Origin of the sequence: Faecalibacterium sp. An122 (assembly GCF_002160895.1) — a bacterium.
Classification (GTDB): Bacteria; Bacillota; Clostridia; order Oscillospirales; family Ruminococcaceae; genus Faecalibacterium.
In genome coordinates this window covers 62851-77454 of sequence record NZ_NFLL01000007.1, presented here as the reverse complement: position 1 = coordinate 77454, position 14604 = coordinate 62851, and the positions used below count along the sequence as shown (strand labels likewise).

14 protein-coding genes are annotated in these 14604 nt (G+C 61.9%); 3 read left to right on the top strand and 11 right to left on the bottom strand.

Going from position 1 to position 14604, the window contains the following annotated elements:
• Positions 1 to 8 precede the first annotated feature (8 nt).
• The 4 genes from B5E67_RS06820 to B5E67_RS06805 are packed head-to-tail and all read right to left on the bottom strand — an operon-like array spanning position 9 to position 3041.
• Positions 9 to 764, bottom strand: coding sequence for an ABC transporter ATP-binding protein (locus B5E67_RS06820; RefSeq protein WP_087384213.1), 756 nt, complete (start codon positions 762 to 764; stop codon positions 9 to 11).
• Positions 761 to 1747 (bottom strand): iron ABC transporter permease, encoded by a 987-nt coding sequence (locus B5E67_RS06815; protein WP_242956841.1) that lies wholly within the window; start codon positions 1745 to 1747, stop codon positions 761 to 763. The genes B5E67_RS06820 and B5E67_RS06815 overlap by 4 nt, the downstream gene beginning before the upstream one ends.
• Entirely contained in the window at positions 1737 to 2753 is a 1017-nt protein-coding gene (locus B5E67_RS06810) for an ABC transporter substrate-binding protein (protein ID WP_087384210.1), read from the bottom strand. Before B5E67_RS06810 ends, B5E67_RS06815 begins: the two co-directional genes overlap by 11 nt.
• 60 nt (positions 2754 to 2813) lie before the next feature.
• On the bottom strand, positions 2814 to 3041 hold the full coding sequence (locus B5E67_RS06805; protein ID WP_087246760.1) for a hypothetical protein: 228 nt from the start codon (positions 3039 to 3041) through the stop codon (positions 2814 to 2816).
• 241 nt (positions 3042 to 3282) lie between these two features.
• On the opposite strand from B5E67_RS06805, the gene B5E67_RS06800 reads away from it, so the two are divergent.
• Positions 3283 to 3948, top strand: coding sequence for a hypothetical protein (locus B5E67_RS06800; protein ID WP_087384207.1), 666 nt, complete (start codon positions 3283 to 3285; stop codon positions 3946 to 3948).
• A gap of 379 nt (positions 3949 to 4327) precedes the next feature.
• Here B5E67_RS06800 and B5E67_RS06795 read toward each other — a convergent pair whose 3' ends face one another.
• Both B5E67_RS06795 and B5E67_RS06790 read right to left on the bottom strand, forming a co-directional pair.
• Entirely contained in the window at positions 4328 to 4654 is a 327-nt protein-coding gene (locus tag B5E67_RS06795; protein WP_242956838.1) for an acylphosphatase, read from the bottom strand.
• A gap of 35 nt (positions 4655 to 4689) precedes the next feature.
• Positions 4690 to 6345 (bottom strand): putative manganese-dependent inorganic diphosphatase, encoded by a 1656-nt coding sequence (locus B5E67_RS06790; protein WP_087246830.1) that lies wholly within the window; start codon positions 6343 to 6345, stop codon positions 4690 to 4692.
• Between the two features lie 281 nt (positions 6346 to 6626).
• Between B5E67_RS06790 and B5E67_RS06785 the strand changes: the two genes are divergently transcribed.
• Together B5E67_RS06785 and B5E67_RS06780 are read left to right on the top strand one after the other, a co-directional pair.
• Positions 6627 to 7982 (top strand): MATE family efflux transporter, encoded by a 1356-nt coding sequence (locus B5E67_RS06785; RefSeq protein ID WP_087384204.1) that lies wholly within the window; start codon positions 6627 to 6629, stop codon positions 7980 to 7982.
• A 117-nt stretch (positions 7983 to 8099) separates the two neighbouring features.
• On the top strand, positions 8100 to 8576 hold the full coding sequence (locus B5E67_RS06780; protein ID WP_087384201.1) for a hypothetical protein: 477 nt from the start codon (positions 8100 to 8102) through the stop codon (positions 8574 to 8576).
• A 70-nt stretch (positions 8577 to 8646) separates the two neighbouring features.
• On the opposite strand, the gene B5E67_RS06775 is transcribed toward B5E67_RS06780, so the two are convergent.
• The 5 genes from B5E67_RS06775 to B5E67_RS06755 all read right to left on the bottom strand — a co-directional run bounded on the left by B5E67_RS06775 (position 8647) and on the right by B5E67_RS06755 (position 14602).
• A complete protein-coding gene (locus B5E67_RS06775) occupies positions 8647 to 8880 on the bottom strand; it encodes a hypothetical protein (RefSeq protein ID WP_087384198.1) in 234 nt (77 codons plus the stop codon).
• 233 nt (positions 8881 to 9113) lie between these two features.
• A complete protein-coding gene (gene gluQRS, locus B5E67_RS06770; protein WP_087384195.1) occupies positions 9114 to 10058 on the bottom strand; it encodes a tRNA glutamyl-Q(34) synthetase GluQRS in 945 nt (314 codons plus the stop codon).
• A complete protein-coding gene (locus B5E67_RS06765; RefSeq protein ID WP_087246766.1) occupies positions 10055 to 11389 on the bottom strand; it encodes a M18 family aminopeptidase in 1335 nt (444 codons plus the stop codon). The genes gluQRS and B5E67_RS06765 overlap by 4 nt, the downstream gene beginning before the upstream one ends.
• Before the next feature lie 181 nt (positions 11390 to 11570).
• On the bottom strand, positions 11571 to 13124 hold the full coding sequence (locus B5E67_RS06760) for a PTS transporter subunit EIIC (protein ID WP_087384191.1): 1554 nt from the start codon (positions 13122 to 13124) through the stop codon (positions 11571 to 11573).
• Between the two features lie 794 nt (positions 13125 to 13918).
• On the bottom strand, positions 13919 to 14602 hold the full coding sequence (locus B5E67_RS06755) for a hypothetical protein (protein WP_087384187.1): 684 nt from the start codon (positions 14600 to 14602) through the stop codon (positions 13919 to 13921).
• Positions 14603 to 14604: the final 2 nt, after the last annotated feature.

Genomic DNA, 14604 nt, shown 5'->3' with positions numbered 1-14604 from the left:
TCTTTTTGTCACAGGTAATAGTAGTGCCAGCCGTTTTCGGCCTGAATCCGGCCGATCCGGACCCCGAAGGCCTCTTCCAGCGCTCCCGACTGCCAGACTTCCTCAGGGGTGCCCAGAGCCATCAGCCGGCCGCCGGCCAGCAGGGCCACCCGATGGGCGGTCCGCAGGGCCAGACTCAGTTCATGGGACACCAGGCCCACAGCCCGGCCCTCGGCGGCCAGATCCCGGGCGGTGGCCATCACTTCCAGCTGGTGTTTGGGGTCCAGCCAGGTGGTGGGCTCGTCCATCAGGATGGTGGGGGCCTGCTGGGCCAGCGCCATAGCCAGATAGACCTTCTGGCGCTGGCCGCCCGAGAGGGTATCCATCATCCGGCCCGCCAGGTCGGCGGCGCCGGCGGCCTTCAGCGCCGCATCGGCGGCGACATAGTCCGCGGCCCGATACTGCCGCGGGAAAGACAGGTACGGGAACCGCCCGTGAAGCACCATCCGCCGGACGTCAATCCGGGGCGCAGGGCGGTTCTGGGGCATATAGGCGGCCTTGCGGGCGGCCTCGGTGGGGGTCATAGCGGCCAGGTCGGTCCCATCGTAGAGGACCTGTCCCGCCACCGGGTCCAGCAGACCCAGGGCGGTTTTCAGGAGGGTGGTTTTGCCGCAGCCGTTGGGTCCCAGCAGCACCGTCACTTCCCCCGGCCGAAAGGACAAGCTCACGTCCTCCACCACCGGGCGGCCGTCGTAGCCTGCGCTCAGGTGAGAACATTCGATCAACGCCGCCGTCCCCCTTTCTGCCGCAGCAAAAGCCAGATGAAGAAGGGCCCGCCGCCCAGGCTCAGCACCACGCCCACCGGGATTTCATAGGGGGCAAAGAGGGTGCGGGCGGCGGTGTCGCAGACGGTCAGCAGGGCCGCGCCTCCAAAGGCGCAGCCGATCACCAGCGGGCGGCTCTCCTCCCCCAGAAACCGGCGGATGAGGTGGGGCACAATCAGTCCCACAAAGCCGATGAGGCCCGACACGCTGACGGCGGCTCCCGCCAGACCGGCGGCCAGAGCCAGCAGAATCACCCGCATCTTCCCCACCCGCAGGCCCAGGCTGCGGGCGGTCTCGCTGCCCAGAGCCAGCACGTCCAGCTCGTTGGTCAGCAGCAGGACGCCCGCCAGGCAGATCAGCCCCACCGCGGCGGCGGGGCCCACCCGGGCCATGGTGACGCTGCCCAGGCCGCCCACCCGGAAATCCGAATACCCGTTCAGGGCGTCGGGAGCCAGAGTCACCACCAGATCCACCAGGGCGGAAAAGATACTGGACAAAGCCACGCCGGTGAGAATCAGGGTCATCCGGGAGGAACCCGCCCGCTGGGAAATGGCCAGCACCAGCATGGCGCTGCCAAAAGCTCCCAGAAAGGCGGCCACCGGGGTGATGCCCACCACGGTGGGGGCCACCGCACAGCAGAGGGCCACCGCCGCGCCGGCGCCGGCGTTGATGCCGATGACGTTGGGGGAAGCCAGCGGGTTGGCCAGCACGGTCTGGATCACCACGCCCGCCACCGCCAGCGCCGCCCCCGACACCAGGCATCCCACCGTCCGGGGAAGGCGGACATACAGCACAATGGCGGTGCCGGTGCCGGTGCTCTTTCCGGTCAGGGCGGCCAGAAGGTCCCCGGGCGGCACCGTCACAGCGCCCACGCAGATGCTGAGCACCGCTGCCAGCACCGCCAGCAGAACGGTGACCCCCAACACCGTCTTTTTATGCGCCATAGAGGATGTCCACCAGCTGCTCATAGGCCTCGCCCCAGCGGGCGTTGGGCTTGAGGTGATAGAGGTCCTTGTCCATGTAGTAGTAGTTCTCCTCCTGCACGGCGGTCAGCTGCTGCCAGGCGGGATTGGACAGGACAGCGCCCTCCAGCTGGACCCGGGCCGGCTCGGGGTCGGCGCCCTGCAGGACAAAGAAAATCTTGTCCGGATCGGCGGCCAGAATGGCCTCCATGCTCAGATCCTCCAGCAGGGTCTCATCCTGATCCGCAATGTTGATGCAGCCCAGGTCCTTCAGCATGGCGCCCAGCACGTTGCCCTTGGAGCTCTTGGCCTTGACCAGAGAGGCCGCGGCGCGGATGTAGAGGACGGTGGGCGGGTCCTGGGTTTCCAGGGCTGCGGCGGCCTTGGCCCGGGCGTCTTCCACCTGCTGGGCCACCTGGGTGCCGTAGGTCTCATAGTTTTCGGGGCAGCCGGTGAGGTCGGTGCAGACCTTCAGCACCCGCAGATAATCCTCAAAGGTATCCACCCCAAAGTAGGCCACCGGAATGCCGGCAGACTCCAGAATGGACTGCATTTCCAGGTTGGAGGAGGTGTTGGTGCTGGCCAGAACCAGGTCCGGCTCGCTGGCCAGCAGGTCCTCCACGCTGGTGGACATGGCGCCGCCCAGGTTCACCACATCCTCCGACAGGCCCAGATCAAAGTCGGTCCAGGCATCCGAGGCGGTGGCGCACAGGGTATCCTTGCCGCCGGCGGTGCACCAGATATCGGCGTAGCTGCCGATGGTGGCGGCCACCCGCTGGGGGGCGGCGTTCAGGGTGATTTCCCGGCCCAGGTCATCGGTGAAGGTATAGCTGTAGGCTGCATTTTCCTCCGAGGAAGCCGCGGAAGAAGAGGCGGCCGGCGCCGCCTCCGAAGAAGCCGCGGAAGAAGCCTGGCCGCAGCCGGCAAACAGCAGGCCGCAGGCCAGCAGGAGCGCCGTGACGGCGCAGAGGGTCTTGTGTTTGTTCATGGGAAATATTCCTTTCAAAGTGATGGGGCCTGCCGAGGCAGGCCGGACGCGGCGGGCCTTTTAAAAGGGCCGCCAGCCAGTGCAGTAGCGCGCATAGTCCCGGTCTGCATTCTTGACGTAGAGGACATACTCCTCCTGGCCCTGTTTGTTCCGGCGGGTGCGGACTTTATAGGGCAGGCCCGCCCGGGAGAGGGTTTCCAGAATGTCGTCGATGGTCTCTTTTTCCTCGCTGGTGTCAAACTCCACCCAGTGGCACAGAAACAGCCAGAACTTGATGAGCGGTTCCATAACAGCTTCCCCTTTCACGACGTGATTTTGCTGGAACAGGTTTCATTATAACACAGCCGCGCTGGTTTGTCATCGCCGGGCGGCGGCGGCAATTGTGAATCTTTACCAAAAAACCGGGCGCAATTTTTCCGCCCGATCCGCCGGGGCTCTCACATTTTCACCATTTTTCCATAGTATACTTCTTTTTGGCAGTCGGCTTTTGCCGAACTGTGAACATTAAACCAGAAAGAAGGCTTTCCCCATGCACTCAGCCGCCCCGGTCCGCCGCAGTCTGGCAGCGCTTTTCCTTGTTTTGTCGCTGTGTTTGACTTGTCTGCCCCGCGCCTTTGGCGCCAGCCTCGAAAATTGGTACGGCATCCAGGTTTTGTCCTTTGACACCTCCCAGATCCTCTCCATCGGCAACCAGGCCCCCGGCCAGTGCAGCCTCTACGCTCTGCGGTACGCCCGCACCATTCTGGACGGCACCACCAATTCCGGCGCCGGCATGTGGTCCAATGGCGCGGTCTGGTCGGCGGGCGGCTATACCGGCTTTTCCGGCGACCTGTCCGCCTGTCTCACCAAAATCTACACCGAGCTGGCCGCCGGCCATCCGGTGATTGTACATCTGCAGAATACCACCGTCAGCGGCGTCTCCAAGCACACCAACCGCACCTCCACCGAGGAATACCACCTGACCAGCAGCGGCTGGGATGTGGTGAACTATCCCCACATCTCCACCAGTTCCACCTATGGTCACTGGGTCTGTGTGGTGGGTTTTGACACGGCCGCCGACCCCAACAATCTCCAGGAAAGCGACTTCTTCGCCCTGGACCCCGCCCGGGTGTCCGCCAACGGCACCCTGGCCTTGACCCGCCTGCTGAACGGCACCATCTGGACCGAAAACAGCCCCCTAAAAATCCTGGCCTGAACATAACAAAAGCTCCCCCATCCGCCTTTGCGGGCCGATGAGGGAGCTTTTTCTTTGCGGTTATGATTGCCCTTGCGAAAAAGGGCAAACTTTATGTCTTGAGCCCCTGCGGGGCAACGGCAGCGACTGCGTCCTGTGGACGAAACAAGGAGCTGCCGTTGGCGCAGCGGTCTAAAGATTCAAGCATCCATTCCGATGCGCCGAATCTTTAGGGAACCGCAAGAGGACAGACCGCAGGTCGGGGGGAAATGCCCCCCCGCCTCAGGCGGGCGGCCCTCTTGCGCTTAGCCAATTTTCCCTGCGGCCATAAATGTCCTTGTGAAAATTGGAGCGCTGCGCCTACTTCGCCTCGCTGTTTCGTCCACTGGACGCGCTCGGCTCAGTAGCCTCTGACCGAAAAGCCCCGGGACCAAGGGTCGGGCGGGAGTTCCTCCGACCGGATGCCGGTGATCTCAATGTATCCGCCGGCGGCGATCATATCAAACATCCGGTCAAACAGCTGCGGATCGCCCTGGACCTCCAAAGTGACGGTGCCGTCGTCCTCGTTTTCCACCCAGCCGGTCAGGCCCAGCTGGCCGGCGGCGTACCGCGCCCGGTACCGGAACCCGACCCCCTGCACCCGGCCCGACACCCGGTAGCGGCGGCGTACCGTCCCCTCCGGCAGGGTGGGCGGGGTGCGGTCTTTTTGTTTCAGAAAGTCAAACACGGTTCCTGTTCACCTGGCCTTTCCCGGTGTCTCTCTTACAGTTCCTGATAGGCGTCCATCATGGCGGGGATAAATTGCTTTTTGCGGCTGACCACACCCGGCAGAACCCAGCTGCCATCCTCCTGGGGCTCGCTGTCAAAGGCAGCCCGCAGCATCTCGGGGGCATGACGGCCGGTGCAGATGACCACGCTCTCCTTCCGGGGCACTTCGGTCAGCATCATATACAGGTCCTCTACGTTCTGCTTGCGGCGGGCCTCCTCCAGATAGGGCATCAGCAGGGACTGGGCCGCCTGCAGGTTGGAATGGGTCATGTAGCTGCCCTGGGCCACGCCGAACCGCAGGTCGCCGCACATAAAGACCTTGAAGTCCTGCAAAAAGACTTCCTCGGGGGTCTTGCCGTCCAGCCGCTCGCCGGCCTCGAACATTTCGGCGGCGAAGTCCTCCAGGTTGACCCCGGCAATGGTGGCCAGCCGCCGGGCGGTGGCCTCATCCAGCGGGGTGCAGGTGGGGCTGCGGAACATCAGGGTATCGGACAGGATGGCGGCCATCATCAGGCCCGCCATCTGGGGCGGAATCTCCACCCCCTGCTCGTCGTACATCTGGGTCACGATGGTGCAGGTGCAGCCCACTGGCTGGTTGCGGAAATACACCGGGCCGCTGGTCTCCAGGCTGCCGATCCGGTGATGGTCGATGATCTCCAGGATCTCGGCCTGATCAAAACCTTCCACCGCCTGGGTGGCCTCGTTGTGGTCCACCAGAATCATCCGGCGCTTGCGCAGGTTGATGATGTTCCGGCGGCTGACCATGCCGCAGTATTTGCCGTTCTCGTCCAGAATCGGGAAATAGCGATGGCGGTATTTGGCCATCACGCGGGTCACATCCGCCACCGGGGTCACCCGGGTGAACTTGAGGATGTTCTCGCTGGTCATATAGTACGAAATGGGGGCGCACTGGCTGATGAGCTTGCCCGCCGCATAGGTATCAAAGGGGGCGGTCATGATGTTGACGCCGGTCTCCTCGGCAATGCGGCTGATGGTCTTGCCCACCTTGGAGTCGTTGCAGATGATCAGGAGGGAGGCCTCCTGCTCGATGGCGCACAGCTGGCTCTCATAGCGGTTGGTGAGGATGACGATGTCCCCCTTCTCCACCACGTTTTCCAGCATTTCGGGGGTAGCGGTACCGATATGGACGTTGCCTGCGGTGCAGACCCCGTCCTCACTGCCCACCACCATCTCGCCGCCCAGGGTCTCCAGAATGTTCCGGTAGGTGGTGTGGGTCTTGGCCAGCACCGCCGTGTCGAACACGTCCATGTTGGCGGTGGCGATATCCTTCACCGTGATGACGCCCAGCAATTCATTGTCGGCGTTCACCACCGGCAGGGTGTCGATATCCCTGTCCCGCATGATCTGCCAGGCCCGGCGCAGGCTGGTGGAACCGTCGATGCCCTCCATCTCGCGGTAATCCACATCCCGGATTTTGGGGTTGACGTCGGTGCACATCCGGGGCGGCTCCACCCCGAAGCGCTTGAGGACAAACTCGGTCTCCTGGTTCATCTTGCCGGCGCGGCGGGGCTCACAGACCAGGTCGCTGGTGCGGTTCTTGAGGGCCGCATAGGCAATGGCCGAACAAATCGAATCGGTGTCAGGATTGCGGTGGCCGATGACCACCACTTTATGTGCTTCTTTGGGCATGTTTTCATTTACCTCCATCCATTGGATTCAATGCCTCTCCCGGCCTCCTGCACGGGCCGCGGAGGGCTGGCTTTCCCTTCTCATTCCTGTTTTTATTGTAGCATATCCGCCCGCGGGGGTAAATAGCTCCCCTGCGAAAATCCTGCACAGAGGACCGGGGCGAAATTTGGTTTTCCCACCGCTTGCATCGGCTATTGCTTTGTGCTATAGTATCCAAAGTAGTATACAACATATCATCCCCTTTTTCGGGGCGCTGCGCGCGGGGAGGAATCGAAATTCACATGACAGAATCCGTCTCATCCAAGCCGGTCTTTACCCGGCAGCAGCTGATTGCCCTGCTCCTGCCTCTGGTGGCGGAACAGGCCCTCAGCGTCACCATCGGTCTGGCCGACACCCTGATGGTTTCCTCGGTGGGCGAAGCCGCCGTGTCGGGCGTCAGTCTGGTGGACACCTTCAACACCCTGATGATCCAGATTATGACCGCTCTGGCCACCGGCGGCGCGGTGGTCACCAGCCAGTACATCGGCCACCGGGAACCCAAAAACGCCAAGAACACCGCCGGCCAGATCATTCTGGTGATGGTGGCCTTCAGCTGTGCGGTGGCCCTGGTGGTGGTGTTTGGCCGCCACATGATTCTGCGGGGCATCTTCGGCGCCATCGACGACGACGTCATGGCCTTCGCCGAGACCTATTTCCTGCTGTCGGCGCTGAGCTATCCCTTCATCGGCCTGTACAACGCCGGAGCGGCGCTGTTCCGGGCCCAGGGCAACAGCAAAATCAGCATGCTGTCCAGCCTGGTGATGAACGTGCTGAACATCGGCGGCAACGCCCTGTTTATCTTCGGGTTCAAGTGGGCGGTGTTCGGCGCGGCCCTGGCCTCCCTGCTGTCCCGCATCATCGCCTGTACGGCGGTGATCTTCCTGCTGCAGCGGCCCACCAGCATGCTGCGGGTGGACAGCATCCAGAACCTGCGCCCCGACCGCAAACTGATCCGCCGGATTCTGGTCATCGGCATCCCCAACGCCATCGAAAACGGCATGTTTCAGGTGGGCAAGCTGGCGGTGTCCAGCCTGACCAGCACCCTGGGCACGGCAGCCATCGCCGCCAACGCCGTGGCCAACAATACCACCACCCTGCTGAACATCCCCGCCAACGCGGTGGGCATGGGCGCCCTGACGGTGCTGGGCCAGTGCCTGGGCGCCGGCGAAAAGAAGCAGGCCAAGCGGTACGGCGGCCTGATGATGGGTCTGGCCTATACAGGCGCCTGGATCATGAACCTGACTGCCTTCTTCTTCGGCAACCGGTTTATGCTCCAGTTCTTCAACCTCTCCCCCGAGGCCAGCGCCATCGCTCTGGAGGTCATGATGTGGTTCAACATCATCTCCCTGTTCATCTGGCCCTCCAGCTTCACCCTGCCCAACATCCTCCGTGCTGCCGGCGACGCCCGCTACACCATGGTGGTGAGCATCGCCTCCATGTGGCTGTTCCGGGTGGGCCTGTGCTACCTGCTGGTGGGACATTTCGGCGGCGGGCTGCTGGCCATCTGGACCGGTATGTTTGTGGACTGGGGCTGCCGCTCTTTGTTCTTTGTCATCCGCTTTATCAGCGGCAAATGGATGGAAAACTCGGTTATCTGATTGTACCTATATTTCAAGGCCGCTGCGGGCTTCCGCGGCGGCCTTTTTCATTGACAAGAGGCCGGGCCATCTCCTACAATAGAGAAAAGCGTTCTCACCCCGAAAGGAGGCCCCGCCATGCAAAAACCATCCGCTCCTTCTCCCCGTCTGCGCCGGACCCTCTGGGCCGGCCTGCTGGTCCTTATGCTGGGCCTGGCCCTGTTCTGGTGGCTTCGGGTGGACCTGCGGACTTCCCTGGCCCGGTCGGACGGGGCATGGGTCCGCACCGAGACCTACAGCAGCATCCGGGAGCCCGAAATCACCACCGCCGAGCTGGTTTTGGAGGACCCCGCCTACCGGGCTCTGGTGGATCTCTTTGCCGCCCAGAGCTACCGAAAAGTTCTCCTCCCGCAGAACTCCTCCCACGACCTGACCGGCGGGGCCAATGTCACCTTTCTCACCCTTGACTTCACCGCCGGCGGCGTCCGGACCTTCAGCCTCACCCTGACCTCCGACGGCACCCTGCAGGCCGACGGGGTCGCTCTGGACACCTGGCCCGGCCAGCCCGACGGGCAGGCCCTCTTTGAACAGGCCATGGCCATCCTGCAATCCTGAACCCAACCAAAAAGCCGCCGCGGACTTCCGCGGCGGCTTTTTCCATCATTGTTCCACGTGGAACAAAACATCACAGAACAAATGCAAAAATCGGCACAGAGCCCAGCACGGTGCCCAGAACCCCCAATACCAGGGCAAAGGTCTTGTAACGCTTCATGGCGTCCCCCATCTCGGCCACCTGGATGCTGCGCACCATGCCCAGATAACACCCGATGAACACCAGATAGAAGAAAATGTACACCATGATCAGGTCAGCGAAGGCATCCGTCCCCCAGAGGGTCCCCATGGCCCGGCCCAAATACATGGACCCCAGGCCCCACAAGGCAAAGGGAAAAACAAGACAGGCACTCAGAAGGCCATCCCAGTTTTGATTCGGTTTCGTGCACAGTCACTTCTTCCTTACAAGGCGAGGTGCTCCGCCTTCATCCTACCACACCGCCGGGCAAAGCTCAACGCAGATACACGCTTTTGGAACAAGGCACGAAAAAGCGCCATCCCTTTTGACACCCAAAGGGACGGCGCAGCGAAAACAAAAAATCAGAACAGGCCCGGCTCCAGGCAGACGTCCTGTTTGGGCACTTTGGCCCAGTCAAAACCGTCCAGCAGGCTCTCGGGGGTGCGGGGGACCGGCTCGGGCTGCAGGCCGTAGAGGTAGGCCAGCTTGCCGATGATTTCGGGGGCGGTGTAGCGGCTGCGGAGGTTTTCCAGGCTCTGGTCCCCGTCCCGCTTGGAGAGGCGGCGGCCGTCCACATCCAGCAGCAGCGGACAGTGGGCAAAGGCCGGAGGCGTCAGCCCCAGCAGCCGGTAAAGGTATATCTGCCGGGCGGTGGAGGACAGCAGATCCGCTCCCCGGACCACCTGGGTGACCCCCATCCGGGCGTCATCCACCACCACCGCCAGCTGATAGGCAAAGACGCCGTCGGCCCGCCGGAGATAAAAATCCCCGCAGCCGGTGAGCAGGTTTTCCCGGTGCTCCCCCATGCACAGGTCGGTGAAGGTCACTTCCTCATCGGGAACCTTCACCCGCCAGGCGGGGGCCTTGGTGCGGCTCTTTTCGGCAATCTGGGCGGGGGTCAAATTCCGGCAGGTGCCGGGATACACCACGTTCCCGTCCGAGGTGTGGGGCGCGCTGGCGGCGTGGAGCTGGGCCCGGGAGCAAAAGCAGGGATACACCAGCCCCATCTCCTCCAGCTTGTGATAGCTCTCCAGATAGATGGGGGCGCACTCGCTCTGATAATAGGGGCCGTTGGGGCCACCGTCCGAGCCGCCCTCATCCCACACCAGGCCCAGCCACCGGAGATCCTCCTCCAGCTGGTCGGCATAGACACGGGGGCAGCGGGCCGCGTCCAGATCCTCAATCCGCAGCACAATCCGCCCGCCCTGGCTCTTGGCGGACAGCCAGGCCAGCAGGCTGCAGGCCAGGTTCCCTAGATGCAGCCGCCCGCTGGGGCTGGGGGCAAACCGCCCGACCGGGCCGCTCACAGGCCCAGCTTCCAAACCCCGTCGGCGGGCTGGAAGATCGGGGTGTTATAAAAGACGGTGCAGGCCTTGACCATGGCGGTCACGTCGTCGCAGCTGGCGGTTTCCACGGCCGAGTGCATGGCCAGCTGGGCCAGGCCGATGTCCACCATGGGAATGGCAATCTGATGGCCCAGCAGGTTGCCCAGGGTGGAGCCGCCCCGGACGTCCGCCCGGTTGGCGAAGATCTGGACCGCCGCGCCGGCCTTTTCACAGATCCGCTGGAAGGCGGCAGCGGTCAGGCCGCTGGTGGTGTAGGTCTGGCTGGCGTTATACTTGAGCAGGATGCCGCCGCCCAGACGGACCGGGTTGCGGGGATCGCTCTTTTCGGGGTGGTTGGGATGGGTGGCGTGGCCGTTGTCGGCGCTCAGCAGCAGGCTGTTGGTCCGAGCCCGGACGCTCTCCTCCCGGGTGACCCCCATAGCCTCCTCGATGCGGGCCATGGTGTCGGCCATCAGGGTGCCCTGGGCGCCCTGACGGGAAGACGAGCCCACTTCCTCGTTGTCGAACATGCACCAGATGTCGGCCCGGCCCTCCTCGCGGCCCTCGCCGGCCAGGAAGCCGCAGAGGGTGGTGTAGGCGCACTCCAGGTCGTCGATGCGGCCGGACATGAACAGCTCATTGTCCACGCCCACCCGCTCGGCCTTCTGGCGGATGCACAGGACCAGATCGTGGGCCAGGATATCCTCTGCGCTGACCCCGGCCTCGGCGGCCAGAATCTCCATCAGGGAACGGCCGTTTTCCAGGCCGCAGATGGGCTGCAGGTCCACCTGGTAGTTCCAGTTTTTGCCGGTGTTGGCCTCCCGGTCAAAGTGGATGCAGAGATTGGGAATGCACAGCAGCGCCCGGTCGGGAGCCACCAGGCGGGTTTCCACGCCGTCGGCGGTCTTGACCAGCAGGCGGCCCGCCACGCTCAGGGGCCGGTCCAGCCAGGTGGAGGCGATCATCCCGCCGTAGCCCTCGGTCTCGGCCTTCAGGTAGCCGCCCTCCTTGATGTCGGGCACCTTGATCCGCCAGGTGGGCGAATCGCTGTGGCTGGCGGTGGCGTGCCAGCCGGTCAGCTTGCCCTGCGGCATGCGCCAGGCCAGCACGGCGGTGCCGTTGCGGGTGGTGTAGTAGCGGCCGCCCTCGTTCAGCTGCCATGCCTGGCCCTCGGGGCAGAGGGTGTAGCCCTCCTTCTCCAGAATTTCACAGGCCGCGGCAGCCGAGTGGAAGGGGCTGACGCTCTTGTCCAGAAACGCAAACAGCCCGTCCAGCAGGGACTGCTGGTCCCGGTAGAGTTCCTTGTTTTCCATGTTGGTTCCTCCAAAAGGGAGAGGCCGGGGAATTCCTTCCTCTCCGGTATGTTATCTAAGGTATTCCGATTATAGCGCGTTTGGCATCACCGGTCAACCGTCACACCCTTCCCCCATTCAAAAGGCCGCAGAACGCCGCCCCCACGGGGCGCATCCTGCGGCCAAAAGAGATCCTTGTTTTTCAGGGTGAAAGGGCGCTCACGCCCAGCAGCTCCTCCAGCTGCCGGCGAGCCTGCACGGCATCGAAACCGAACACAATCTGTACTTCCTTGCTCTGGAAAATCAGGCCCTCGGGGGCCAGGGCCCGCAGCTGGTCCTCGTCCAGCAGGCTGGTGTCTTTCACCCAGACCCGCAGACGGGTGATGCAGTTGTCCACCCGAGCAATGTTGTCCCGGCCGCCCAGGGCGGCCAGCAGTTTCTTATACGGGAACCGGCCTTTTTCCTCTTTCGTCGCGGCGGGGACCTGTTCTTCCCGGCCGGGGGTGCGGATATCGAAACGGCGGATCAGGAAGGTAAACACCCCGAAGTACACCAGAATTTCCGCCGCTGCCAGCAGGTACAGGACCGGGTAATGGGTCCGTTCCACGCCGGCGGACAGGTTCATGGCCAGCGAGGAAAACAGGCCGCTGGTAAAGCCGGTGACGCCGCAGACGTCCAGCAGCACCATAAAGACGCCGGCAATGACGCCATGGGCCAGCCAGAGGACCGGCGACAAAAAGCAGAACAGAAAATCAATGGGTTCGGTGACCGAGGCCAGCGAAGCCGTCAGGAGCAGCGGCGCCAGCACCGCGGCGGTGCGGCGGCGGTTTTCGGGGCGGGCGCAGAAGATAAAGGCGCCCACAATCCCGAAATATCCAAAGGTCTTGGTGAAGCCCACATACATCCAGCGGATGCCGTCCGAGAAGGGCATCCCCATGGCGTATTCCGCCATCAGGACGGGGTACGCGCCGGCATAGACCCGTTCCCCCACCGTCAGCGTGCCGCCCAGGGAGCTGAACTGAAAGGGCATATACACCAGATGATGGAGGCCGGTGGGAATCAGAATCCGTTCCAGAAAGCCATACAGAAACAGGCCGGTATCCCCTGCCGCCGCAATCCAGCCGGTGAGGCCGTCCACGGCGTTTTGGATTGGGGGCCAGACAAAGCAGGACGCCAGGCCCAGCGCCGCCGCGGCGCCGCCGATGCACAGGAACGACCACCGCACCCCGCCATAGATGCGCAGCGGCGTGGGGCGGAAGGTCTTGCCGCAGGTGCGGTTATAAATCCAGCCAGTCAGAAAACCCAGCAGAATCCCGCCGGTGACCCCCATATCCACCGTCTGGATGCCCAGTACCACGGCTTGTCCGGTGCCGTACAGGCCCAGGTTGGGGTCTGCGGCGGCCAGCTGGCCCAGCTGGTCCAGGGTAGTATGACCTGCGGTCAGGAAGATCAAATACGAAAGCAGGGCGATCATGGCGGCCTGCTGTTTATCCTTCCGGGCCAGGAAGGAAGCAATCCCAACGCAGAACACCACACTGAGATTCTGCACAATCACCATCATGGCATCGTAGGCCAGATTGCCCACGAAGGCCAAAGGTTCCCATTTCAAGATGGGGATAAAGGTTCCCAGTCCGGCCGAGGCCAGCAAGGCGCCCACGGCCAGAACCACGCCCGCCACCGGCAGGTAACCCAGAGCCGACAGCATCGCCGTTGAGAATTCCTCCAGCGTGCACAGCATCCGCTCTTTTGGCTTCATCCCTGCATCGCTCCTTTTCTCACAGTTTCCCGCGGGCGCCGGGCCGGGATTCTGCCTTGCAGAGCCCTGCTTTTGCAGGCCGGGACAGCGTTTTCCCCCGCTATGAGCTCATTATACAAACCCCTCCAACCCTTGTCAATCGCCAACAAGTTGCATAAAGTGCAATATATTTGCACTTTATTCTCCTTCCGCTTTCCGCTTTTTCGAGAAAAAGCTTGGCAAAAAGCTTTACTGGGTACCATACAGTTTCCGGGTCTCCCAAAGTTCCGCGGGGCCTTTACGCTTCGGCTCGTTCCCGGCGTTTGGGGCTGTGCCCCGGTACGATGCAAACCACCTCATAGCCTGATTTTTTGACCTGAGAAAAATCTCTATAAAATCACAAATCCCTGTTTCTTCTGAAAGGAGCGGGGATTTTACTTCCACCGGGGCCTAGGATTAGCCTCTTGCGGTGCCCTGAATTTTCAAGCATGATGCTTGAAAATTCAGACCGCTGTGTTTGCCCCGGCGGGGCTCTGGACACGGGGTGCATTCTCTATTCTGTACGTTTTCCTCACAACAAACAATGCGAGGGCCAGCTCGTGAGAGCCGGCCCTCGCAGAGGGACCCTATCTTTCGTGACGCAAAAGTTCTTTTGTTTTGGTGCGATCAACAACAGAAGGAATAGTGGTTAGGTATTCCCCTTTGTCGCCACATCGGATGGGTTATTTACCCGAGCCTTTGAACGGTCTCTTGTTCAAAGGCCCCTTATATCAGCTCCCGGCCATGGTGCTGCCGGGGGTGTTATAAGTAAATACTCAGGCCAGGTTACGGGTAACCTGAACAGCGATGAAAGTCAGGCCCTTGCCATGATCTTCAGTAGCAATCTTGCTATAAACGCTCACAGCGCCAGAATAGGTATAGCGCTGAGTAGTCACATTATTAACTGCCTCATTATCCAGCTGCAGGCCTTTGAGTGCGTTATCCATGTTGTTAGCAATCCCAGCCAGAGCGTTTTCGACTTCAACTCCACTGTTGACAACATACAGAACAGTGACATTCAGATCATCATCCCACTGGTTGGCGGCAGACGGAGTCAGCTTGCCCATTGCGCCTGCTACATTACCCTCATTACCAAAGTTCTCAGACTCCAGATCATCAATCAGATCCATTGCAACAGTACGAAGTACAGTGTTAGCATGGGTATTATCCACAAACTGAACACTATTCATACCATTAGCATCATAGATCGCTGCAATAGAGCCGGTACCAACATTACCAATGGCAGAAATCAGCGCATTATCCAGCTCATTGCTTGCACTAAATTTGATCTTGTCCAGATCAACTTTTTCGGTCAGAGTTGCTGCAATACCTGCCATAGCATTGCTTTCGGGGGGAACATCCCCGCTATTGCCGTTATTGCTCTTACTATCGCAAGCAGTCAGCATGCTGACGGCCAGGATGCCGGCCAGTGCCAGAGAAACAATCTTCTTGAGTTTCATAA

Coding starts and splice junctions, on each gene's coding strand:
- B5E67_RS06810 (WP_087384210.1), bottom strand. CDS start 2,753: ATGAACAAACACAAGACCCTCTGCGCCGTCACGGCGCTCCTGCTGGCC.
- B5E67_RS06760 (WP_087384191.1), bottom strand. CDS start 13,124: ATGAAGCCAAAAGAGCGGATGCTGTGCACGCTGGAGGAATTCTCAACG.
- B5E67_RS06815 (WP_242956841.1), bottom strand. CDS start 1,747: ATGGCGCATAAAAAGACGGTGTTGGGGGTCACCGTTCTGCTGGCGGTG.
- B5E67_RS06755 (WP_087384187.1), bottom strand. CDS start 14,602: ATGAAACTCAAGAAGATTGTTTCTCTGGCACTGGCCGGCATCCTGGCC.
- B5E67_RS06765 (WP_087246766.1), bottom strand. CDS start 11,389: ATGGAAAACAAGGAACTCTACCGGGACCAGCAGTCCCTGCTGGACGGG.
- B5E67_RS06780 (WP_087384201.1), top strand. CDS start 8,100: ATGCAAAAACCATCCGCTCCTTCTCCCCGTCTGCGCCGGACCCTCTGG.
- B5E67_RS06790 (WP_087246830.1), bottom strand. CDS start 6,345: ATGCCCAAAGAAGCACATAAAGTGGTGGTCATCGGCCACCGCAATCCT.
- B5E67_RS06800 (WP_087384207.1), top strand. CDS start 3,283: ATGCACTCAGCCGCCCCGGTCCGCCGCAGTCTGGCAGCGCTTTTCCTT.
- B5E67_RS06805 (WP_087246760.1), bottom strand. CDS start 3,041: ATGGAACCGCTCATCAAGTTCTGGCTGTTTCTGTGCCACTGGGTGGAG.
- B5E67_RS06775 (WP_087384198.1), bottom strand. CDS start 8,880: ATGTATTTGGGCCGGGCCATGGGGACCCTCTGGGGGACGGATGCCTTC.
- B5E67_RS06785 (WP_087384204.1), top strand. CDS start 6,627: ATGACAGAATCCGTCTCATCCAAGCCGGTCTTTACCCGGCAGCAGCTG.